20 protein-coding genes are annotated in these 15133 nt (G+C 59.0%); 14 read left to right on the top strand and 6 right to left on the bottom strand.

Going from position 1 to position 15133, the window contains the following annotated elements:
* The 7 genes from QZ725_RS14195 to QZ725_RS14165 all read left to right on the top strand — a co-directional run.
* On the top strand, positions 1–277 hold a 277-nt coding region (locus tag QZ725_RS14195), incomplete at its 5' end, for a TraR/DksA C4-type zinc finger protein (protein ID WP_293780972.1).
* A 130-nt stretch (positions 278–407) separates the two neighbouring features.
* A complete protein-coding gene (locus QZ725_RS14190; RefSeq protein ID WP_293780969.1) occupies positions 408–1070 on the top strand; it encodes an ATP-binding cassette domain-containing protein in 663 nt (220 codons plus the stop codon).
* On the top strand, positions 1070–2287 hold the full coding sequence (locus tag QZ725_RS14185; RefSeq protein WP_293780966.1) for an FtsX-like permease family protein: 1218 nt from the start codon (positions 1070–1072) through the stop codon (positions 2285–2287). Before QZ725_RS14190 ends, QZ725_RS14185 begins: the two co-directional genes overlap by 1 nt.
* A gap of 13 nt (positions 2288–2300) precedes the next feature.
* On the top strand, positions 2301–2558 hold the full coding sequence (locus QZ725_RS14180; RefSeq protein WP_293780963.1) for a hypothetical protein: 258 nt from the start codon (positions 2301–2303) through the stop codon (positions 2556–2558).
* A 75-nt stretch (positions 2559–2633) separates the two neighbouring features.
* On the top strand, positions 2634–3143 hold the full coding sequence (locus QZ725_RS14175; RefSeq protein ID WP_293780960.1) for a DUF3299 domain-containing protein: 510 nt from the start codon (positions 2634–2636) through the stop codon (positions 3141–3143).
* A gap of 14 nt (positions 3144–3157) precedes the next feature.
* Positions 3158–3541 (top strand): hypothetical protein, encoded by a 384-nt coding sequence (locus QZ725_RS14170; protein ID WP_293780957.1) that lies wholly within the window; start codon positions 3158–3160, stop codon positions 3539–3541.
* A gap of 99 nt (positions 3542–3640) precedes the next feature.
* A complete protein-coding gene (locus QZ725_RS14165) occupies positions 3641–5647 on the top strand; it encodes a TonB-dependent receptor (RefSeq protein ID WP_293780954.1) in 2007 nt (668 codons plus the stop codon).
* A gap of 113 nt (positions 5648–5760) precedes the next feature.
* Here the strand turns inward: QZ725_RS14165 and QZ725_RS14160 are convergent, their stop codons facing one another.
* Entirely contained in the window at positions 5761–6018 is a 258-nt protein-coding gene (locus tag QZ725_RS14160) for a hypothetical protein (RefSeq protein WP_293780951.1), read from the bottom strand.
* Here QZ725_RS14160 and QZ725_RS14155 point away from each other — a divergent pair.
* The 5 genes from QZ725_RS14155 (at position 6008) to QZ725_RS14135 (ending at position 9975) form a co-directional block, all read left to right on the top strand.
* The gene (locus QZ725_RS14155) at positions 6008–7189 is read left to right on the top strand and encodes an STAS domain-containing protein (protein ID WP_293780948.1); all 1182 of its coding nucleotides are present in this window, start codon (positions 6008–6010) and stop codon (positions 7187–7189) included. The two genes, QZ725_RS14160 and QZ725_RS14155, sit on opposite strands and share 11 nt — an antisense overlap.
* A gap of 145 nt (positions 7190–7334) precedes the next feature.
* Positions 7335–7871 carry an ATP-dependent protease subunit HslV gene (gene hslV / locus QZ725_RS14150; RefSeq protein ID WP_293780945.1) on the top strand — a complete coding sequence of 179 codons (537 nt, stop codon included), beginning with the start codon at positions 7335–7337 and terminating at the stop codon, positions 7869–7871.
* 28 nt (positions 7872–7899) lie between these two features.
* A complete protein-coding gene (gene hslU, locus QZ725_RS14145; protein ID WP_293780942.1) occupies positions 7900–9237 on the top strand; it encodes an ATP-dependent protease ATPase subunit HslU in 1338 nt (445 codons plus the stop codon).
* A 59-nt stretch (positions 9238–9296) separates the two neighbouring features.
* Positions 9297–9497, top strand: coding sequence for a hypothetical protein (locus tag QZ725_RS14140; RefSeq protein ID WP_293780981.1), 201 nt, complete (start codon positions 9297–9299; stop codon positions 9495–9497).
* Positions 9498–9639: 142 nt separating this feature from the next.
* Positions 9640–9975, top strand: a complete 336-nt coding sequence (locus QZ725_RS14135) for a cupin domain-containing protein (RefSeq protein WP_293780939.1) — start codon at positions 9640–9642, stop codon at positions 9973–9975.
* Between the two features lie 75 nt (positions 9976–10050).
* Here the strand turns inward: QZ725_RS14135 and QZ725_RS14130 are convergent, their stop codons facing one another.
* The 5 genes from QZ725_RS14130 to QZ725_RS14110 all read right to left on the bottom strand — a co-directional run bounded on the left by QZ725_RS14130 (position 10051) and on the right by QZ725_RS14110 (position 12864).
* Positions 10051–11046: an NAD(P)H-dependent glycerol-3-phosphate dehydrogenase gene (locus QZ725_RS14130; protein WP_293780936.1), complete on the bottom strand. Its 996-nt coding sequence runs from the start codon at positions 11044–11046 to the stop codon at positions 10051–10053.
* A 54-nt stretch (positions 11047–11100) separates the two neighbouring features.
* On the bottom strand, positions 11101–11589 hold the full coding sequence (locus QZ725_RS14125; RefSeq protein WP_293780933.1) for an SH3 domain-containing protein: 489 nt from the start codon (positions 11587–11589) through the stop codon (positions 11101–11103).
* Between the two features lie 13 nt (positions 11590–11602).
* The gene (gene secB / locus QZ725_RS14120; RefSeq protein ID WP_293780931.1) at positions 11603–12091 is read right to left on the bottom strand and encodes a protein-export chaperone SecB; all 489 of its coding nucleotides are present in this window, start codon (positions 12089–12091) and stop codon (positions 11603–11605) included.
* 90 nt (positions 12092–12181) lie between these two features.
* Positions 12182–12445: a glutaredoxin 3 gene (gene grxC / locus QZ725_RS14115; RefSeq protein ID WP_293780927.1), complete on the bottom strand. Its 264-nt coding sequence runs from the start codon at positions 12443–12445 to the stop codon at positions 12182–12184.
* Entirely contained in the window at positions 12442–12864 is a 423-nt protein-coding gene (locus QZ725_RS14110) for a rhodanese-like domain-containing protein (RefSeq protein WP_293780924.1), read from the bottom strand. Before QZ725_RS14110 ends, grxC begins: the two co-directional genes overlap by 4 nt.
* A 105-nt stretch (positions 12865–12969) precedes the next feature.
* On the opposite strand from QZ725_RS14110, the gene gpmA reads away from it, so the two are divergent.
* Both gpmA and QZ725_RS14100 read left to right on the top strand, forming a co-directional pair.
* On the top strand, positions 12970–13695 hold the full coding sequence (gene gpmA / locus QZ725_RS14105) for a 2,3-diphosphoglycerate-dependent phosphoglycerate mutase (RefSeq protein WP_293780921.1): 726 nt from the start codon (positions 12970–12972) through the stop codon (positions 13693–13695).
* A 68-nt stretch (positions 13696–13763) separates the two neighbouring features.
* The gene (locus QZ725_RS14100; protein WP_293780978.1) at positions 13764–15131 is read left to right on the top strand and encodes a peptidoglycan DD-metalloendopeptidase family protein; all 1368 of its coding nucleotides are present in this window, start codon (positions 13764–13766) and stop codon (positions 15129–15131) included.
* The last annotated feature ends 2 nt before the right edge of the window (positions 15132–15133 follow it).

Below are 15133 nucleotides of genomic sequence, written 5' to 3'. Positions count from 1 at the left end.
CGAACATCTGCGCGAAACCGTGCTGGTTCCCGATCCGGCCGATCGCGCCACGATCGAGGAAGAACACGCGCTCGAACTGCGTACGCGCGACCGCGAACGCAAACTACTGAAGAAGGTGCAGCAATCGATCGTCGCCATAGATGCGGGCGAATACGGCTGGTGCGAAGAAACCGGCGAACCGATCGGCGTACCGCGCCTGCTGGCACGCCCAACCGCCACGCTGTCGCTGGAAGCGCAGCAACGTCGCGAACTCAAGCAAAAACTGTACGGCGACTGATTGACGACGCAATCGTCGCGCAGACAAAAAAACTGTCGACTCGATTGCTCAACTAAAACAAGCAGGCGACCAGCCTGACAACAAGCGCGCGGCCCTATCCGCGCGCTTTGTTTTTTTGTAGAATGCAACAATGTTGCAAATAGAAAATCTCGCGTATCGCTACGCCCGTGCCACACGCCCACATCTGGTTGTGCCGACCTTCTCGCTTGAGAAGGGGCGGCATGCCCTGTTGTTGGGGCCGTCGGGCAGCGGTAAGTCCACACTGTTGCATCTGTTGGCCGCCATCCTGCCGCCGCAAGACGGCATGCTGCGCGTCGGCGATACCGATCTCGCCACGCTCAAGGGCGGCGCAGCGGATCGCTGGCGCGGTCGCACCATTGGTTTTCTTCCGCAAAAACTTGCCCTGCTGCCAAGCCTGACGGCGCGTGAAAACATCCTGCTATCGGCCTTTGCCAACGATGCGCGCGAAGACCATGCGCGCGCCGATCAGTTGCTGACCGCGCTGGGCCTGCACGATCAGGCAATCAAGAAACCGCACCAGTTGAGCCAGGGTCAGCGCCAGCGCGTGGCACTGGCGCGCGCACTCTTCAATCGACCGCTGTTCCTGCTGGCCGATGAACCAACTGCAAGTCTTGACGATGCAGCGTGCCACGCAGCACTCGCCTTGCTGCGCGAACATGCAGACAACAACGGCGCCAGCCTGATCGTTTCCACCCATGATGCGCGCGTCTTGCAAGCCATGCCCGATGCGCAGATTCTGCGTTTGTCGGCGCCTGTTGCGGGAGAAGACTAATGCGTCTGCATGTCGTCTCGCTGGCGCTCAAGTCGCTGTGGCATCGCCCCCTTGCCACCAGCCTCAACCTGTTGTTGATGGCGCTTGGCATTGCCATCATGACCTTCATCCTTTCGGCTTCGGCACAACTCGCCAACAGTGCCACGCGCGATGCCGAAGGCATCGATCTCGTGGTCGGCGCGAAAGGTTCGCCACTGCAACTGATTTTGTCTGCCGTCTATCAGGTCGATGCGCCAACCGGCAATATCCCGCTCGCCACAGCGACGCAATTGCGCCAGAACCGCATGGTGAAGTCGCTCATTCCGCTGGCGCTCGGCGACAGTTATCGCGGCTTTCGCATTGTCGGTAGCAATGACGACTACATCACGCATTACGGCGGCAAGCTGATGCAAGGAAACCTGCCGCAGCGACCGATGCAGGCCGTATTCGGTGCACAGGCGGCGCAGCGTAGCGGTGCAAGGATCGGCAGCCATTTCTTCGGCGCTCACGGTCTTGCCGAAGGTGGCGAAGAGCATCAGGAAGCGGCATTCAAAGTCGTCGGCATCCTGCAGCCGACCGGTACCGTGCTCGATCGCTTGATCGTCACGCCGGTCGAATCGGTCTGGCAAGTGCACGAGAAAATCGATGGTCTCGATGCGGATGACAAGGAAGAACGCGAAGCTATCGAGCAAAACCGCGAACTGACTGCACTGCTGATCCAGTACACCTCGCCGCTGGCGGCCGTCACCATGCCGCGCTTCATCAACAGCCAACCGCAATTGCAGGCAGCGCAACCCGCGTTTGAAGCGGCCAAGTTGTTCCGACTGCTGGGTGTGAGCGTGGATGCGATGCGCGGCATCGCCACCATCGTGCTACTGTCGGCAGCCTTGTCGATGCTGGCAGCGCTCTACCACGCACTGGAAGAACGCCGTAGCGATCTGGCGATTTTGCGCACGCTGGGTGCGTCACCACGCAAGCTGCTGCTTCTGCTGCTGTGTGAAGGGATACTGCTGGCCGTGGCCGGAGCATTGCTGGGCTGGCTGCTGGGTCATCTCGCCGTCGAAGTGCTGGGCCAGTTGCTGCTCAACGAACACAACGTTGTCATGTCCGGCCTGCACATGACGAACGATGAACTCTGGCTACTGCCGATTGCTGCCGGCATTGGCATTCTGGCCGCCCTGTTGCCGGCGATACGCGCCTACCGCACGGATATCGCCGCCACCCTTTCCCATACCTGATTACGGAGCAACCATGCGTAAATTGCTGCTTACCTGCCTGACTGTTTCTCTGACCGCTTTCGCCGTCCCGTCACACGCGAAGGATGATGCCGCCACCTCGCAACATCGCAAGGAAACGATTGCCCAGCATCAAGCGATTGCCGAAGCACACACTGCCGCGGCGGAATGTCTGCGTAGCGGCAAGGATGAGAAAACCTGTCACGAGGAACTTGCCGCCGCCTGCAAGGGTCTGGCTCTGGGCAAACGCTGCGGCATGCGCCACGCACACTGACGCCGTCGCCGGTTTCCCCTCGCCAGACCTGCCGTTACAATAGCCGACCGCCCTGTTCTAACGATGGAGTTTTTCATGCAGCACGCCATCCGCCTCGCTCTCGCCTGCAGCATCTTGCTGACTGTGTTCGGCATGACGCATAGCGCCCTTGCGCAGCAATCGGCGCAGGAGCATGCCTTGCAAAACACGCCTCCGCCGCAAATGCCGGTGCTGAAAGACATCGCCGGTGTGACGTCGTGGAACACGCTGGCGAAGGTCAAGCAAAAGAAAGTGAAGAATCAGATCGTGCCGGATTTTGCGAAAGAGGTCGCCGCACTCGACAAGAAGGAAATCAAGATACAGGGGTTCATGATGCCGCTGGAACCCGGCGAGAAACAGAAGCACTTCCTGCTATCCATCAATCCGCAGACTTGCAGCTACTGCCTGCCGGCCGGCCCGGAAGGCGTGGTGGAAGTGAAAAGCAAGACGCCGGTGAAATACACGTTCGAACCCGTGCTGGTATCCGGCACGATGGAAATCCTGCGTGACGATCCGATGGGCTTGTATTATCGCCTCAACAACGCTGCACCGACCAGCGCACGCTAAACCGCTTTTCCACCATGCTTGCCACCCTCTTCCGTCCGACAACGCGCATCCGCCCCTGCTTCATGGCATGGCTGGCGTGCGCTTTGCTGTGCGTGCAGTGGGCTGGCATGCAACACCGTATCGATCATACGATGCTGGCCTACCAGATCAGCTCGCCGAGCGTCGAAGCACGAGCAGATATACAGACAAGCGTGCAATCCGATCACGCGAAGGATCATCTGCCCGAGCACTCTTGTGCCTTGTTCGACGGCATCTGCCTCGCCGATTCGAACACGCTTCCCGCCATCGTGCTGCCGCTGTTGCCAGCGCAGCGCATCCTCGCCCTGTGGCGCGCATTCGCGTCATGGGATGCGCCACAACTGCGCCACTTCTCGTCGCGCGCCCCGCCCTTCCTCTGAACGAACTGCCGCAGTAACGGCACGCCTGCATCGGCATCCCGGACTTGGGTCCGGCCCCGGATGCGGTCGTGCTGCCATTCGTTTTTCGAGGAATAAATCATGATTGCCCAACGTACCCTGCTGGCGAGCGCCGTATTGTCCGCGCTTGCCTCCCTTTCCACTGCCCCCTTTGCGCAGGAAGCCGCCCAGACACTGCCTGCCGTCACCGTCACGGCCACGCCCTTCAACGACGATGTCGACAACCAGATTCTCGCGCCCGCCAAGGTATTGAGCGGCGATGAGTTGCGCAACAAGCTCGGCAATACGCTGGGCGATACGCTGTCGATGGAGCCCGGTGTATCTGCTTCGGCATTCGGTGCCGGCGCATCGCGCCCCATCATCCGCGGCATGGAAGGGCCGCGCGTAAAAATCCTGCAGAATGGCATGTCGATGCTGGATGCCTCCACGCTATCGAACGACCATGCGGTTGCCGGTGAAGGCGCAACCGCACGCCAGATCGAAATCCTGCGCGGCCCGGCTTCGCTGCTGTACGGTTCGGGCGCGATTGGCGGCGTCGTCAACATCGTCAACGACCGCATTCCCACCACATTGGTTGGCAAACCCACGGGCGAGGCCGAAGTGCGCTACAGCAGCGTCGATAGCGGACGCCAGGTTTCCGGTACAGTGGAAGGCTCGACCGGCAACATCGGCCTGCATCTCGATGGCAATTTCCGCGATGCCGACGATTACCGCATTCCCGGCAATGTCGAACTCGGCGATGGCGCTTCCGGTTCCGGCCGCCTGCCCAACTCGTTCACGCGCGCCAACAGCCTCGGCTTCGGCGGTGCCTATATTCAGGATTGGGGTCACATCGGTGCGTCGGTCGGCGTCAATGACGATCGCTACGGCATCCCCACCGACGAGCGTTCGTACATCACGCTCAAGCAAACGCGCATCGACGTGGACGGCCTGATCAAGGAACCGTTTGCCAACATGGAATCGCTGCGCTTCAAGATCGGCCACACCGATTATCAGCACACCGAGCATGAGGAAGACGGCACGCCGGCCACCAACTTCAAGAACGATGCACTGGAAACCCGCCTTGAACTGACCCACAAGCCGCTCAACGGCTGGCACGGTACGTTCGGCATGCAAACCGAAAACAGCAAGTTCTCGGCACTCGCCGCCGATGGCAGCGGTGCGGCGACGGTGCCGTTGACGAAGACAGAATCGGTGGCCGCCTTTCTGGTGGAACAGCGCGATTTCGGTCCGTTCCGCCTCAGCACCGGCGCACGCGTCGAATCGGTCAAGCGCAAACCCGATGCCGGTTTCACAGAACGCGATTTCACGCTGGGTTCATATTCGCTGGGTGGCTTGTGGAGCTTCACCAAAGGCTATGGCATCGGCCTGACGGGATCGATCGCCCAGCGCGCGCCGGCAATCGAGGAACTGTATTCGAACGGCCCGCATGAATCGACCGGCACCTACGATATCGGCGACCAGAACTTGCGCAAGGAAACTTCACGCAACATCGAACTGAGCCTGCAAAAAACCGAAGGGCTGGTGCGTTGGAAAACCAATGTCTTCCAGAATCGCGTGAAGAACTATGTGTACGGCGCAATCGGCAATAGAGTGGATGAAGATGGCACGGTCGATGCGAACGGCGAATTCCAGGAACGCTTCTGGTCGCAGAATGACGCCATCATCCGTGGTGCCGAAGCCGAGATCAGCTACAACCTGCGCGGCGATGGTCTTTCCCTGCGTGGCTTTGCCGATACCTCGCGCGGCAAGCTGACAGGCGACCTCGGCAATCTGCCCTTGCAACCCGTCACGCGCGTCGGCGGTGAGATCGGCTATCGCCAGGGTGCATGGCAATCGGGCCTGAGCGTGGTCCATGCCGACCGCCAGACCCGCCTTGCCACCTTCGAAGACTTCGCTACGCCGTCCTACACCAAGGTCGATGCCAGCCTCTCGTACACGCAGCGCACCAACAATCTGCCCATAACCTGGTTCGCCATGGTCAAGAATCTCTTGAACGAAGACATTCGTGTCTCAACCTCGGTCTTGAGCGACGTTGCACCACTTCCGGGCAGAAACCTGATCGTCGGCGTACGCACGCGTTTCTAAGACAATTGTTTGCAAAAAACCCGTGCCGGGCAGCCACAGGCAGAGAAACCTGTGGCTGCTTTGTGTTACCTTCTAGCAGGTCATTTTGCTCGGATTGCGTCAGCAATTCGTTATCAGGTTCCCGACACGGGATCGTTGCGAATCAGGAAACACGTGGGAATTTTCTCGTTATTCGGAAAAAAGAATAAGGCGCCCTCTTCCGGCAAGGGTGGCGCCACTTCCTCTTCCGGTAGCAACAAGGCACCAGTCAGAAACGATTCCCCAACACGTCGCCCACGCGTCACGGCAGACAAGATCGATGCCATCGAATCGGAAATGTCATCCGAATTCGTACAGCCATTGCCATTCAGTGGCAATACGATGCCTTTCACGTCCGACGATCTGTTCACCAACCCCGGCCCGAACAGCGGCATCCACACCACGGCGGGCAGCACGCTGCAAACGACAAGCATCAAGCAGTCGACGCTCTTGCAGATGGGGGCCACCACCGCCATGCTGCTGAAGGCCGAAACCAAACCGGGCCCGATTGCCTTGTCGGAAGCGGCTCCCGTCATCGAAGAAGCCGCCATCCTGTTTGCCAACGGCCAAACGGACATGATCGAACCGATCCTGCGTCACGCCATCGAGGATGACACCTTGGGCAACATGCCCTTAGCGGTATGGGGCATGCTGTTCGATCTGTACCAGATCACCGGTCGGCGTGAACAATTCGAAAATCTGGCGCTCGATTATGCGGGCCGATTCGAACGTTCACCGCCAGCCTGGATAGAGCCGGATGCCAGCGAACAAGACCTCTCCGCTGCCCAGAAAAAAGGCAATATTCCCGGCGTCGCTTTTGCCGGCAAGCTCGACGCCGGCATCGTCAAGCAATTGGAACGCCTGCGCAATCTCGGTGAAATGAGTGAAGTATTGCGTCTGGATTTCACGCGCATCACGGAAGTCGATCCGGTCGGCTGTGGCCTGCTGCACAACGTGCTCAAACGCCTGCAACGCTCCGGACATCGTCTTTCCCTGGTTGGTGCAAACGAACTGACGGGCAAGATTCGCACGATTCTGGCCGTCGGTCGCCGTGACGAAACCGAAGCGCCCTGGCTGCTGTTGCTCGAATTATTGCGCCTGCTCGATCGCGAAACCGACTTTGAAGAAACCAGCATCGACTATTGCGTGACCTTCGAAGTGTCGCCACCCGCATTCACCCCGCCGCAGGATGCCATCGTCACCGTCTCCGAAGAAACCGACGGCAGCATCGGGGCAAATGAATCCAGCGGCCATTTCGTCATGCCGGCTGTCGTCAGCAGCAAGAACGACCACCTGATTGCGCAGATACACGAATATGCAGCGATCCACCAGCCAGCCGTGCTGGATTGCACGCGTTTGGTTCGTATGGACTTCGCTGCTGCCAGCCAGCTTTTCAGCAGCCTGACACCGCTGATTCAAAGCGGCCGCACGATCGAACTCGTCAATGCCAATCACTTCATCGCGGCCCTGTGCCATGTGATGGGATTTCAGGATTTGATCCGCATCCTGCCGCGCAAGAGTTGATCGCTTCGGCAACAATTGCCCGGCTTTAATCCTGATTTTTTCCTTGTAATCGCAGCCGGCATCCCCACTTGCCTCAAAACGGCGTTTTACACTACCCTCCACGCGCTGCCTGCCGGCAGCCAACCTCATTTCTATAGAGACACGCATGGAACAATTTCACGGCACCACCATCCTCTCAGTGCGTCGCGGCAATACCGTGGCGTTGGGCGGCGATGGTCAGGTCACGCTTGGCAATATCGTCATGAAAGGTACCGCGCGCAAGGTGCGCAAGGTCTATAACGGCAAGGTTCTGGTCGGCTTTGCCGGTGGTACCGCCGATGCCTTTACGCTGCTCGAACGCTTCGAAGGCAAGCTCGAAAAACATCAGGGCAACCTGATGCGCGCGTCGGTCGAACTCGCCAAGGACTGGCGCACCGACCGCATGCTGCGTCGTCTCGAAGCAATGCTGCTAGTGGCCGATCGCGAAACCACCCTGATCATCACCGGCAATGGCGACGTGCTGGAACCCAACGACGGCATCGGCGCCATCGGCTCGGGCGGCACCTATGCGCAATCTGCTGCCAAGGCCTTGCAGGAAAACACCGAGCTGTCACCGGAGGAAGTCGTCAAGAAGGCGCTGACCATCGCCGGCGAACTCTGCATCTACACCAATCTCTCGCACATCATCGAAACGCTGGACTGAGCGTTTGCGCTACCGGATCACTGACACCATGAACATGACCCCGCAGGAAATCGTTTCCGAACTCGACAAACACGTTGTTGGCCAAGGCAAGGCCAAGCGCGCCGTTGCCATCGCCTTGCGCAATCGCTGGCGCCGCCAGCAAGTAGCCGAGCCGCTGCGCCACGAAATCACACCCAAGAACATCCTGATGATCGGCCCGACCGGTGTCGGCAAGACCGAGATCGCCCGTCGCCTGGCGAAGCTGGCCGATGCGCCTTTCATCAAGATCGAAGCGACCAAATTCACCGAAGTCGGCTACGTCGGGCGCGATGTGGATACCATCATTCGCGACCTGATCGACATCGGCATCAAGCAGACACGTGAAAGCGAAATGCGCAAGGTGCGTGCGCGCGCCGAAGATGCCGCTGAAGACCGCATCATCGATATTCTGGTACCGCCTGCACGCGATTTCGGCATCAACAACTCGCAGCAGGCCGATGCGGACAAGAGCAACAACACACGCCAGACCTTCCGCAAACGCCTGCGCGAAGGCACGATGGACGACACCGAAATTGAAATCGAACTGGCAGAAAATGCGCCGACGATGGAAATCATGGCGCCGCCCGGCATGGAAGAAATGACCGAGCAGATCAAGAGCATGTTCTCGGGCGTGGGCGGTAATCGCAAGAAGGCGCGCAAGGTCAAGATCAAGGAAGCGATGAAGCTGCTGATCGAGGAAGAAGCGGCCAAGCTTGTCAACGAAGACGATTTGAAGCAACAGGCCATTGCCAACGTCGAGCAAAATGGCATCGTCTTCCTTGACGAGATCGACAAGATTGCTACGCGCTCGGAACATGGCGGCGGTGATGTCTCGCGCGCCGGCGTGCAGCGCGACCTGCTGCCGCTGGTGGAAGGCACGACCGTCAACACCAAGTACGGCATGATCAAGACCGATCATATTTTGTTCATCGCCTCGGGCGCATTCCATCTGGCCAAACCGTCGGATCTGATTCCCGAACTACAAGGTCGCTTCCCGATCCGCGTCGAACTCGAATCGCTGTCGATTGCCGATTTCGAACGCATTCTGACCAGTACCGACGCCTGCCTGACACGCCAGTACGAAGCGCTGCTCGGCACCGAAGGCGTAAAGGTGATTTTCGATCCTGAAGGCATCCAGCGCATGGCCGAGATTGCCTACTCGGTCAACGAGAAAACGGAAAACATCGGTGCGCGCCGTTTATACACCGTGATGGAAAAACTGCTGGAGGAAATCTCTTTCTCCGCCAGCGAGAGCGGCAATGACGAATTGCACGTCACCGCAGCGTATGTCGATGAACGCCTGGGTGCGCTGGCGGTGGACGAAGATCTCTCGCGTTACGTGCTGTAAGCAGCACGGCAATCCAAGCTGCATGCTCTTCTACAAGAAGGGCATGCATGGAGCACAACATGGCCAACAAGGCGCTCGCCAAACGACAGAAGATGACGCTCCGCGCGGAACCTTCGCACAAGGCGCCGCGCAATCCCTTTGCGCTGGCTGCCAAGCAACGCGTCGCCGGGTCCCATCAGGCATCCACTTCGAGCCAGCGGCAAACTGAACGGCGCCTGCTGGATCGCCTGCTGCAACAGGCGCGTGAAGAAGATACGTAAAACGACTTCGCGCGTTTCCTCTCCCATTCTCCTCCGCCCTCACATTCGGATTTGACGCCGCCCCCAAGCGGGGGTGTATGCTAGCGACATGCTCGATGCGCATCGTAGCGCTCGAATCGAAACAATCGTTGAGGAGAACATGATGGCGCTACCGCATGCAACATCCGGACAATTGATCGACATTTTGCCGCTCGGCCCGCGCATCGAGGAAACGCATTCGAATGCGCTGTTCAAAACCTCCCAACTCGAACTGATGCGCCTGGTGCTACCGCGCGGCAAAGGCATGCCCGAGCACAAGGTAGCCGGGGCCGTGACCATCCAGTGCATTGAAGGAGAAATCGAACTCTGTGCGCATGGCAAAACGCAGAACATGCGCGCCGGGCAACTCGTTTATCTGGCGGGCGGCGAGCCGCATTCGCTGCATGCACTGGAAGATGCCTCCATCCTGCTGACCATTCTTTTTCCTGCGCAGACATAAGCGAAGCTCACGCACGCCGCATCAATACAAAAGGGCGCTCCATGAAGCGCCCTGCTGATGCCTCCCGCAAAAATCTCAGCCATTCTCGACACGCGGATCGCGTGCCAGCAAATGCATCACGATATCGCGCGGCGCATGGCCATCGAACAGTACTGCCGCCACTGCATGCGCGATCGGCATATCGACGCAGAGCCGATCCGACAAGGCACGCACCGCCTGCGCACAACGCACCCCTTCGGCAACATGACCGAGTTCTTCGACGATTTGCGCCAACGGCTTGCCTTGTGCCAGCCCGAGGCCGACACGGCGGTTGCGCGACAGATCACCGGTACAAGTGAGGATCAGATCGCCCATGCCGGTCAGGCCGGTGAAGGTTTCAGCCCGGCCACCCAGGGCGACACCCAGCCGCATGATTTCCGCCAGCCCACGTGTCATCAGGGCGGCGCGCGCATTCAAACCCAGCCCCAGTCCATCGGTCACGCCAGTGGCAATCGCCAGAATGTTCTTGACCGCGCCGCCGACCTCGACACCGACCAGATCGTCGCTCGAATAGATGCGCAGATTGCGTCCGTGCATGGCTTCGACCACCTTGTTGCACAACGCTGCATCGGTGGAGGCAATCGTCAGCCCACACGGCAAGCCTTGTGCGACTTCCTGCGCGAATGAAGGCCCGGACAAGGCGCCTGCAGCCACGCCCTCACCCAACACGTCGCGCACGACCTGATGCGGCAGCAGATAGGTTTCTTCCTCGAAGCCCTTGCACAGCCACACGATGTTGGGAATGTCGACATCCTTGAGACGCATCGCAATCGGGCGCAAACCGGACAAGGAGCTGGCCACAATCAATAAGCCATCCTGTCCCGCATGCACAACAGCCGCGTCGAAATCGGCTGTCAGCAACAGTTCGGGCGGCAAGGCAAAACCCGGCAAGTAGGCAGCATGTTCACGCCGCGCCTGCGACTCGCGCATGATTGCTTCTTCACGCCCCCACAGCACGACTGAATGGACCGGTGCGAGGGAAATTGCCAGCGCCGTTCCCCATGCGCCGGCGCCGAGTATGGTGATGTTCATGGTTGAATTCTATTCACGGAAAAACACTGTTTGGATCACGCAACAGACGATCACTCAATCACCCCAGACTTCGGCCGATCGTACGTAACCGGCAGTGCCATCCTGATGGCGCACACCGACCCAGCCGGCTTGCGCGGGCACTGTCATGTCGAACCATACACCCTTGTCAGCGGTTGCCGTAAGTGTCGCCGCGTCGCTCATGGCCGCCAGTATGCTGGTGCGTACCGCGGTCACGACGACGGTACGTCGATCCGACAAGGCTTGTGTCGCCACCCAGGACAGATCACCTTCGGCGTCGCGAATCTTGGTCCAGCCATCGAGATCGAGAATGCGCTCGACCGGCATGCCGTGCGGTGCAATGAACATCTTGCGTGCACGCTCGGTCGGGGCGTTATAAAGAATCGCAAAGGAAGGCGCGATGGAGCGATATTCTGCGGCCTGTGCAAGCGTGGCGCCGACCAGCAGCAGTCCGCCACACAAACCTGCGAGCGCACCGCGCAATGCGGTGACGCGCAAGGCAAAACGGTGAGCGGCGGAAGACACGCGCCGCACCCGCTCAGTGCTTGGCCGTCGAGCCGTCAGCCAGCACGATGCCAGCCTGCTCCTGCTGTTCGGCAAATGCCTGCAGACGCTGCTGGTAAAACACTTCGAAGTTGATTTCGCTCAGGTGTACAGGCGGGAAACCGGCGCGCGTGATCATGTCGGCGATGTTGGCGCGCAGGTAAGGGTAGATCACGTTCGGGCAACCGATGCCGAGCAAGGGGTCGAACTGGTCTTCAGGGATGTTGCGGATTTCGAAAATGCCGGCCTGCTTGCCTTCGACGAGAAAAGCAGTCTTGTCTTTGACCTTGGCGGTCACGGTGATCGTCACGGTCGATTCGTAGATACCTTCAGCCAGCGGCTCTGCACCCACGTCCACCGCCACTTCGATGGCAGGCGCTTCCTGTTCCAGAAAAATCGCAGGCGAGTTCGGTTGCTCCAGCGACATGTCCTTCAGATAGACGCGTTGAATCTGGAATACGGGTTGCAGGTTTTCGTCAGCCATGAAGCTCTTTCGGTGATAGAGGTGAGTGAGTAAGTAAAACGGGGGATGAAATATCAAGGAAAGCGGATGCAATATCCGCTTTGAAATGGATCAGGCGCCTTGCAGCAATGCGTCCAGCTTGCCCGCACGCTCCAGCGCGTTCAGATCGTCAAAACCGCCCACATGGGTTTCGCCAATGTAAATTTGCGGAACCGTACGACGGCCGGTCTTTTCCATCATCAGCGCACGCTGCTGCGGATCGAGATCGACGCGAATCTTCTGGATATCCTCGATACCTTTGGCCTTGAGCAAACGCTCGGCCATCACGCAATACGGGCAAACGCCCGTGCTGTACATCGTTACCGGTGCGGTCATGCTACTTCCTTCTTCTTGCTGATCGGCAGGCCCTGTGCCTGCCAGGCTTCCATGCCACCCAGCAGGCTGGATGCCTGCTCGAAGCCATTCTTACGCAAGATGGAGGCCGCCTTGTTGGATTGCAAGCCCCGTGCACATACCGTGACGACAGGGCGCGTCTTGAATTTTTCCAGCTCGCCGACGCGCTCTTTCAATGCATTCAGCGGAATATTTTTTGCATCTTTGACATGACCGGTCGCGAACTCTTCCTCACTTCGGACGTCAAGTATCAGGGCCTTGCCCTGATTGAGAAGTTGTGTTGCCTGCAGAGGCGAAACCTTAGCACCTGTGCGTTGCAGTGTGTGCGCCACCAGCAGGCCACCCGACAACACGACAATCGCCAGCAAAATCAGATTATTGATATCGGAAAAGAAATTCACAGCGTTCCAGTGAGTAGAAAGAATGTTGGCATTATAAAATAGTCGGCCGAAACCGATATGGCTTCGGCATTTTGCATCAAAAACCCCTTACCACCTATCTGACTCATGTACAAAATCGTATTGATGCGCCACGGCGAGTCCACCTGGAATCTGGAAAACCGCTTCACAGGCTGGGCCGACGTCGATCTGACGGAGAAGGGTTGCGCCGAAGCAAAACGCGCTGGCGCGCTGCTGCGCGAAGCCGGTTTTACTTTCGACCTCGCCTACTCTTCCATGCTCAAGCGCGCCATCCGCACGCTGTGGATCACGCTGGACGAAATGGACCTGATGTGGATCCCCATCGTCTGCGACTGGCACCTCAACGAACGCCACTACGGCGCGCTGCAAGGGATGAACAAGGCAGAAACCGCTGAAAAGTACGGACAGGACAAGGTGCATCAATGGCGTCGCAGTTTCGACATTCCGCCCAGCTTGCTGGCTGCCGACGACGAACGCACGTCCTACAACGACCCGCGTTACGTCAGCCTCAAGCGTGACGAGATTCCACTGGGTGAATGCCTGAAAGACACTGTTGAACGTGTCGTCCCGTACTGGAACGACACCATCGCGCCGCAAATTCGCGCCGGCAAGAACATCATCATCTCGGCGCATGGCAACAGCCTGCGCGCCCTGATCAAGATGCTCGACGACATCAGCGACCAGGATATCGTCACGCTCAACATTCCCAATGGCCGCCCGATCGTCTACGAACTGGATGCCAATCTGAAACCGATTCGCCACTATTACCTGGGCGACGACCAGCCTGCCGCCGCTGCCGGAAACGCGAAATAAGAAACCAGCTTGTGTCTATCGCGTTTTTTTACCGTCTGGTTGCCGACCGTGCAGGTCGGCGCAATTTGCTGGCGTGCGCCCTGCTGGCGGCACTCGCCATCGGCACCCCGGCACATGCCCAAAAACAAACCGATCGCAGCAAGCAAAAGCAGGCTGCCGAAGCGGAGCGCGCCGACCTGCGTCGCAAGCTGACCTCGCTCAAGAAAGATATCGACCGTACCGAAAGCGCGAAAAGCAATGCCGCCGATGCGCTGGCCGAATCGGAAGCGGCCATCTCGGATGCCAAGCGCAATCTGCGCGATCTGGCCGATGAACAGCGCGGTACCGAAGCGAAACTGGCAGAGCTGGCGCGCAAGATGGCCGAATTGCAAAAAGTCGTCGATACCCAGCAAAAGCAACTGGCCAAACTGCTACGCGACCATTACGTGGCTGGCAACGAAGACCGTATCAAGCTGCTGCTGTCCGGCGACAACCCCAATCGCATCAACCGCGAATTGCAATACATGGGTTATGTCTCACGCGCGCAAGCCACGCTGATCGAATCGCTACGGGGCAACCTGAAAAAGCTCGAAGAAAATCAGGAAGAAGTGCAAAACGCCAAGGCCGAACTCGACGAGATCGCTGCCGAAGCGCGCGAGCAGCATGCCATCCTGCAAAAGGAAAAAACGCAACGTGCCAGCCTGCTGGCCCAACTCTCAAGCAAGCTGACTTCGCAACGCAAGGAAGTCGGCAACATCGAACGTAACGAACAGCGTCTGGGTACACTGGTCAATCGCCTCAATGCCTTGATCGAGGAACAACGCAAGGCGGAAGCCGCCGCTGCCGAAAAACGTCGTCAGGAACGTCTGGCGCGCGCCAAGGCTGAACGCGAACGCCGTGCAGCGGCCGCTGCCGCCGCACAACAATCGGGAAAATCGTCGCAGCAGGCTGGCCGCAGTACACCGCCCGCCACCAATCCCGACGCCATCGAGGATGACGAACCACCTTCGCAAAGTGTCGCCCGCAACAGCCTGACGCCACAACCCGGCATGCCGGATGGCGCTTTTGCCGCTTTGCGCGGCAAGCTGCGGCTACCGATTGCCGGCGATCTGACGGCCCGTTTCGGCAGCCGTCGCGGCGATGGCCCGACCTGGAAAGGTCTGTTCATCCGTGCACCGGAAGGCACCGAAGTACGCGCCATCGCTGGCGGTCGCGTGGTATTCGCGGACTGGCTGCGCGGTTTCGGCAATCTGATCATCGTCGATCACGGTAGCCAGTACATGACGATTTACGGCAACAATCAATCGGTACTAAAACGCCCGGGCGATGTGGTCAAATCCGGCGACATCATTGCCAATACAGGCAATAGCGGCGGTAACGAGCAATCAGGTTTATACTTCGAAATGCGACATCAGGGTCGCGCGTTTGACCCGCTCGGGTGGGTAACTGTCAGGTGAAC

Origin of the sequence: uncultured Oxalicibacterium sp. (assembly GCF_913776015.1) — a bacterium.
Classification (GTDB): domain Bacteria; phylum Pseudomonadota; class Gammaproteobacteria; order Burkholderiales; family Burkholderiaceae_D; genus Oxalicibacterium.
The sequence above is the reverse complement of the archived record's forward strand: the minus strand, read 5'-3'. Positions and strand labels throughout refer to the sequence as shown.

Bases quoted from the DNA above. Each gene is read 5' to 3' on its own strand.
- QZ725_RS14190 (WP_293780969.1), top strand. From the start codon at position 408: ATGTTGCAAATAGAAAATCTCGCGTATCGCTACGCCCGTGCCACACGC.
- gpmA (WP_293780921.1), top strand. From the start codon at position 12,970: ATGTACAAAATCGTATTGATGCGCCACGGCGAGTCCACCTGGAATCTG.
- secB (WP_293780931.1), bottom strand. From the start codon at position 12,091: ATGGCTGACGAAAACCTGCAACCCGTATTCCAGATTCAACGCGTCTAT.
- QZ725_RS14170 (WP_293780957.1), top strand. From the start codon at position 3,158: ATGCTTGCCACCCTCTTCCGTCCGACAACGCGCATCCGCCCCTGCTTC.
- QZ725_RS14165 (WP_293780954.1), top strand. From the start codon at position 3,641: ATGATTGCCCAACGTACCCTGCTGGCGAGCGCCGTATTGTCCGCGCTT.
- QZ725_RS14155 (WP_293780948.1), top strand. From the start codon at position 6,008: ATGCCTTTCACGTCCGACGATCTGTTCACCAACCCCGGCCCGAACAGC.
- QZ725_RS14140 (WP_293780981.1), top strand. From the start codon at position 9,297: ATGGCCAACAAGGCGCTCGCCAAACGACAGAAGATGACGCTCCGCGCG.
- QZ725_RS14175 (WP_293780960.1), top strand. From the start codon at position 2,634: ATGCAGCACGCCATCCGCCTCGCTCTCGCCTGCAGCATCTTGCTGACT.
- hslV (WP_293780945.1), top strand. From the start codon at position 7,335: ATGGAACAATTTCACGGCACCACCATCCTCTCAGTGCGTCGCGGCAAT.
- hslU (WP_293780942.1), top strand. From the start codon at position 7,900: ATGAACATGACCCCGCAGGAAATCGTTTCCGAACTCGACAAACACGTT.
- QZ725_RS14135 (WP_293780939.1), top strand. From the start codon at position 9,640: ATGGCGCTACCGCATGCAACATCCGGACAATTGATCGACATTTTGCCG.
- grxC (WP_293780927.1), bottom strand. From the start codon at position 12,445: ATGACCGCACCGGTAACGATGTACAGCACGGGCGTTTGCCCGTATTGC.
- QZ725_RS14180 (WP_293780963.1), top strand. From the start codon at position 2,301: ATGCGTAAATTGCTGCTTACCTGCCTGACTGTTTCTCTGACCGCTTTC.
- QZ725_RS14130 (WP_293780936.1), bottom strand. From the start codon at position 11,046: ATGAACATCACCATACTCGGCGCCGGCGCATGGGGAACGGCGCTGGCA.
- QZ725_RS14185 (WP_293780966.1), top strand. From the start codon at position 1,070: ATGCGTCTGCATGTCGTCTCGCTGGCGCTCAAGTCGCTGTGGCATCGC.